Origin of the sequence: Mucilaginibacter sp. (assembly GCF_041088075.1) — a bacterium.
GTDB lineage: Bacteria > Bacteroidota > Bacteroidia > Sphingobacteriales > Sphingobacteriaceae > Mucilaginibacter_A.
In genome coordinates, this window is record NZ_JBGCVY010000021.1 from 1 (window position 1) to 5,731 (window position 5,731).

Sequence of the window (5,731 nt, forward strand, 5' to 3'; positions counted from 1 at the left end):
AGATAGTTAAAATAAACAGTTTGCAACTAAAATGTTACAAATAATTTAATAGTAGATTTATTTAAACGATAATAATTTTTATGATTCTTTTAGATATATATATATACATCAGGGTTGCAACCTTAGCCCAAAGATTTTCATAGTATAAGAAGCTTAAAAAAGGAACAGACTAATTTTTAAGCGATAAAAGAAGTATGGAAAAATATATCGAACAAAATTTAAACAAACTTTATGTTCAAACCATATCAGACGTTTTTGTTTATATAATTAAATTTTAACTTACTATTAATTCCGATCCACATGAAATATTTATATCGGCCAAACCCAATTTGGTTGTTAGCCCTGTTAATTATAACACAAGGTTGCGGTACAATTCGCCCGGCCATCAACAGTGAGGATAATACCAATAACTATTGCACAGTCCCTCACCAAGTTTTTACCATTGATACGCTTCATGCCGACAAGGCTGCATCTTTACCAATGCTTGACACAAGCACCATACATGGCTTATCGCCTCGCAGCCTGCAGTTAACCCATGCTTATGGCCTTAATACTGGTTTACAGCAACTTATCCAAAGGGGCAAAGGCCTTACGCCTACGAGCCCTGCTTATCCGGCTTTTTTAAAACAACGTAAAGCAATTGTTTTGCAAATAGTTGATGCTTCGGCAGACGTACTGCAGGTTGCCGAGGAGTTGGAATGCGAGAAGCAGCGTGCCGAACAGTCGGCCATAGCATTGCAAGGACGGGAAGATAAGCAGCGGAACAACCTTACTGTTGGTTCATTGCTGTTTGGTGCAGTCGGCAGTACCGTTAGCGCAACAGTAAAAAACTCACACTTAAACCTTGTGCTAACGGTAAGCACTGCCGTCCTAAGTGCCGCATTAGGGGTTGCTACTATCCTCGTAAACCCACAAATAAATTACCCGATCAACCAAAACTTACTTGCCGATGTATGGTACCAACACCCACGCTCGGCCTTGTACCCGACCGGACTTTGGACCGTACTTAATGAAAAGCGGGAAAGACGTTCTAACCAGGCTGTCCGTTCACTACTCCAAACCTCCCGTATGCGCTGGGCGAAGTACGACCAGTTGACTAAAGGCAAACCTCAAAAGCAACAGCAGCAGCAGAAATTATTTTTTGGCAATGGCGGAAGTTACCATATTGACGATCTCCACACCCTTTCTAATATGCTTACAGAGATTGAAGTTATGGTTCGCTCTGTTAATCAAGACTTGCAAAAGCTGCAGGTAGAGGTAAGCAATTTAGAACCGCAGTAATAAATTGTTAAGCTTGAATTTATTTTTTGTTGAATTGGAAAGATAGAAAACATGACCAAGGCTTTTTAAAGTCGTTCAAATTATTTTATGATGCTTCTTTTGGCATACAATTTTAAATGTGTGTTTCTGGATTTTGTATCAGGAATGGGATCCTAACACTAATTTTATAGTGCTAAAAGAAGCATGCAACTTTACACGAACAAAATTGTTAACCCATCAACATAAAACTTCAACAAATTTTATGGCTTGCCTTAAAGGTTGTTAAAGTTTGCTCAAACAGAAAAAAACTTTACCCTCAAACACCCTTCATCTTCCACAACAACCACCACGGCGTTCCCGGTGCATCATGGTGCTCGTAATGATAACCAAAAAAATAGCAGGTAAAAAAAGCAACCACATGGTTTTTGCTTTGCGTGCGGGATTGGTGCCGGTTATCGTGTTCGCCTTTGTGCGGCAAGTAAGTGCCGAAATAAAAAAGCTGCAAGGTGCTGAGCAGCGAAGGCAATACCCAAAACAAAATGAGGTTTTGCTGCGGAACCCAGATTTTTAAAATATTAAACAAAACCGCCATAAAAACAACTTGCCAGATAGAAAGGTAATTGCGGAAAAAACGAAAAAACCAACTGAAGAAATTACCGTTGTGGTAATCCGGGTCGTGTTCGGTATGCACGTGGCTGTGGTGCAAATGGTGTTTGGTGTACAATTTAGGGTACCAAAAAGCGGCGTAAAACAAAGTGCAAATTTGTCCGACAACTTTGTTGACAATAGGTTTTGAAGAAACTGTGCCGTGTATAGCGTCGTGCGCCGTAATAAAAAGGCCAGTGTATAAGTGCATTTGCACCAAAATCAGAAAATAAACTAAAGGGTTGCTCCAGCTAAAATGCCAACCCATTAATAAGACGGTTGAGCTAACCCAGCAGGAAATAACGAGTATTGCGAAGAACAAACCTAAGCCAGAAGCTGCATATTTTTTTATAGTTAGATCGGCCATGGCTGCTTATTAATATTGTTCTAAAACTTGTTTTACTTCTTTCATCAGCCACATCGGTGTGGAAGTTGCGCCGCAAATACCAATGGTATCATTTGGCGAAAACATGGAAAGTTCCAATTCTTCGGGAGAAGAAACGAAATAAGTGTTTGGGTTATATTTGCGGCATACTTCATACAAAACTTTTCCGTTTGAAGATTTTTTACCGGACACAAAAAGAATTTTATCAAACCGGCGCACAAACTCCGGCAAATCTTTGTCGCGGTTAGAAACCTGGCGGCAAATGGTATCGTTGGCTGTTACTTCGTGTCCACGGCTCAAAAGTTCATCTTTAATATGATAAAACTTTTCCATGCTTTTGGTGGTCTGGCTGTACAACGTGAATTTTTGCGGTAATTCAACAGTGTCCAGTTCTTTTATATCCTGAAAAACCAAAGCTTCATTATTGGTTTGCCCTTGTAAACCAATTACTTCGGCATGGCCGTGTTTGCCAAAAATCAAAATCTTTTCGTCCTGGTCATACGAACTTTTGATGCGGTTTTGTAATTTTAAAACAACGGGACAGGAAGCATCAATTAAATTAATATTGTTTTCGAGTGCGACACGATACGTTTCGGGCGCTTCGCCATGCGCACGGATCAACACTTTTTCGTGCTGCAGTTTGGGCAAATCTTCATGCGAAATGATACGCAAACCTTTCAGTTTCAAACGTTCTACTTCTTCGTCGTTGTGCACAATATCGCCCAAACAATACAGATAACCGTCTTGCGCCAAAATTTCTTCGGCCATGTCTATAGCGTAAACTACACCAAAACAAAAACCTGATTCTTGGTCTATTGTTACCTGCAACTGATAGTTTCCCATATAGTGCAAATTTAACGTAAAAAGCCGGGTTTAAGTTGTTTTAATTATCAGACAAAATTCAAAACTGCAAAAAACAGGAATTGTACCAACAGCAAAACCGGCGCAACCTTGTTTTGAAACCGGAAATTAAACAATTGAAAAACAGCAAGTAAAGGCAAACTGACGATGACCCAGCCGATATAATTTTTGATTGGAACAGCGCCTGAAAGCCAGTGCCAGTAACCAAAACGGATGGCAACCGGTTCGATCAGCAAGTCGAGCAAAACCAGCAAAACCGCGCCGATGATGATTTTAAGCCATGCTTCTTTTACCGGTACTTTTTTGGTAAACACGCCTACCGAGTAGATCAATAAAAACCAGTTTACCCCAATCATTAACGGAATGTCCTTCAGCTTAAAACCCAAAGTTTTTCCGTAAACGTAATTGCCAAAAAGCCAGTGTTTGTGCACACCGACCCACTCCGCAGCAAAACCTGAAAGCATGATGATTGCAGCAAACAGGAGCAATTTAGAAAACCTCCCGTGATGGTTTATAAGCAGTAAAAACAGCATCAGCAATAAATGGAACGGAACAATTTGCAAAAAAAGCGGCCGTAAAAAAGGCACTAAAAACCCAACCAAACCAACAATATGAAAGAGGATGATTACGAAAACGGAAGCATTGGTTTTGCTGAACTTCAAACTTTTCGCCCTTTCCAAGTAACCGTTTTCGTCAGGTATTTTGTGATCGAAAGATACGCCACCACAATTAAACTTACCATTTGCAAAGGGTGCAGCAACACATTATAAACTGCGTTTTGGCCGGAGGACAGCGAGATCATGATCCGTGTTAAAACGATAAGCGAAAGCATCATCAAAAACAATTGCAAATTTAGGGTGAGGCCGACCAAAACCGGGCCGCCGATCAAAAAAACCAAATACAGCAAAAAAGTAACAATGCTGTAATTAAACGGTGCCAAGAAGTTTTTGCTGAAGCCATGAATGGCATCCTGATAACCGTTGTACATCCGGCAGCGGATAAAACCATTGGCCAGCAAGCCCTCGCCTTTCAAGCGGTTTTGCTTTACCTGTTTCATAATTTCCACATCTTCCACCACCTGGTTTTTCACTTTTTCGTGCCATTGGTACTGGTGGTATTTCTCGGCCTCAAAAAACATAAACTGGCCGCTGGCCGCTGCAAAAGCCGGGTTTTTAGAAAGATAAATCAGCCGCAAAGGCAGCAAATTAAGCAACATGTAGTGCATCAGCGGAACAACTGTTTTTTCGCCCAGCGTAACCATCACCTGGTTGGTAAAAAGGCTGAGCAAAGCCAAACGATGGACTTTGATGCGGTAAACCGAACTGTTGATCAGCCCGTTTTCCACTTCTTCATCGGCATCCAAAAACAACAGGTACTTGCCTTTTGCCTGTTGCGCCAACTGATGGCAGGCGTAGTTTTTACCGAGCCAGCCATTGGGCAAAGGTTTGCCTTTTATCACTTTAAACAATGGGTGTTTTTGGGCGAAATTAGCACACAAGTTATAAGTTTCGTCGCTTGAATGGTCGTCTAAAACAATCACTTCTATGTTTTGATAATCCTGGCTTTCCATGGATTGCAGCAGTGTCAGGATGTTTTTTTCTTCATCGCGGGCCGGGATCAGGATCGAAACCAGGTCGTGGTATTGGTGCGAAACTTTGGTTAGTTTAGGGTTGGAAATAAAATTAAAAAGCGTAACACAAAAGCGCAAAATCAGAAAAAAATAAATGATGTAACAAAAAAAAATAGCCATTATTTAACAATTGCAGATTGCACTTTTTTACTTTGCCGATAGTGCTTTTGGTATGCCGAAACAACATCGGTCAGCGTGGCAAAGTTTTCCGTTTCGTCGTTTTTTAGATAAATAAAAGTAGTGGGTTTAGGCTGGGAAAAATACTCGGTAAAAGAAGCAGCGAAAACGGTTTGAAAATTTTGTTGGCCAAAAGCAATGATCTTGCTTAATCCTTTTTCGAAAACCACCTCATCAACGAAGTTAGAAAACAGCTTTCCCTGCGGAAAAATCAGCAACAAATTTTCCGGGTCGTTCAATAAACCTCCGGCATATTTTAAAGTTTCGATGATGCTTTTTGAACCTTTGGAAACCGAAAACGAACCCACGTATTTCAAAAAAGCATGTTCTAAAATGGTTTCTTCCAAAATCATCACATGAAACTTCTTTTTAAAAAGCATTTTGTTGAGGTAAAAAAACAAAAAACCATCCCACCAACTGTAATGGTTGGCTATCAGTAAAACTGATTTTTGCGGGCTGACATCAACTTTGTTAAAATCAATTTGATAGAAATGCCTGGTAACACGCCGCGAGATATACCAGGAAAAAAAGCTGAAAATGAACCAATTGTCTTTATTTTTAATCATGCTTCTTTTACCGGTACTTTTTTAGTGTGCAACTTTGATTTGGTTTTCCAACGCTTTCCGGTGAAAATCGTTGATTTGCCGGTTCAAATCTTCCAAATTAAAATCATGGTTTGTGCCGCAATCCAACAAATGAAAATAAGCCGTGGGTTTAAAACTTTCAAAATAATCAACCAAAACCGCACAATACACAATCTGGCAATTGCCTTT

General features: G+C 40.1%; 6 protein-coding genes and 1 pseudogene. 1 reads left to right on the forward strand and 6 read right to left on the reverse strand.

Annotated elements, in window-relative coordinates; genetic code table 11:
• The first annotated feature begins 300 nt into the window (after window positions 1–300).
• Complete coding sequence (locus V5804_RS04095) at window positions 301–1,281, forward strand: hypothetical protein (protein WP_369590103.1); 981 nt, start codon at window positions 301–303, stop codon at window positions 1,279–1,281.
• Between the two features lie 295 nt (window positions 1,282–1,576).
• Here the strand turns inward: V5804_RS04095 and V5804_RS04100 are convergent, their stop codons facing one another.
• From V5804_RS04100 to V5804_RS04125, 6 genes and pseudogenes are all read right to left on the reverse strand, one after another.
• A complete protein-coding gene (locus V5804_RS04100; RefSeq protein ID WP_369590104.1) occupies window positions 1,577–2,173 on the reverse strand; it encodes a fatty acid desaturase in 597 nt (198 codons plus the stop codon).
• A gap of 108 nt (window positions 2,174–2,281) precedes the next feature.
• Window positions 2,282–3,133, reverse strand: a complete 852-nt coding sequence (locus V5804_RS04105; RefSeq protein WP_369590105.1) for a 4-hydroxy-3-methylbut-2-enyl diphosphate reductase — start codon at window positions 3,131–3,133, stop codon at window positions 2,282–2,284.
• Between the two features lie 47 nt (window positions 3,134–3,180).
• Window positions 3,181–3,813 carry a carotenoid biosynthesis protein gene (locus V5804_RS04110; RefSeq protein WP_369590106.1) on the reverse strand — a complete coding sequence of 211 codons (633 nt, stop codon included), beginning with the start codon at window positions 3,811–3,813 and terminating at the stop codon, window positions 3,181–3,183.
• Window positions 3,810–4,901, reverse strand: a complete 1,092-nt coding sequence (locus tag V5804_RS04115) for a glycosyltransferase family 2 protein (protein ID WP_369590107.1) — start codon at window positions 4,899–4,901, stop codon at window positions 3,810–3,812. Before V5804_RS04115 ends, V5804_RS04110 begins: the two co-directional genes overlap by 4 nt.
• Window positions 4,901–5,524, reverse strand: coding sequence for a 1-acyl-sn-glycerol-3-phosphate acyltransferase (locus V5804_RS04120; protein ID WP_369590108.1), 624 nt, complete (start codon window positions 5,522–5,524; stop codon window positions 4,901–4,903). The genes V5804_RS04115 and V5804_RS04120 overlap by 1 nt, the downstream gene beginning before the upstream one ends.
• Window positions 5,525–5,545: 21 nt before the next feature.
• Window positions 5,546–5,731 (reverse strand): annotated as a pseudogene (locus V5804_RS04125) (glycerol acyltransferase); the annotation flags it as partial.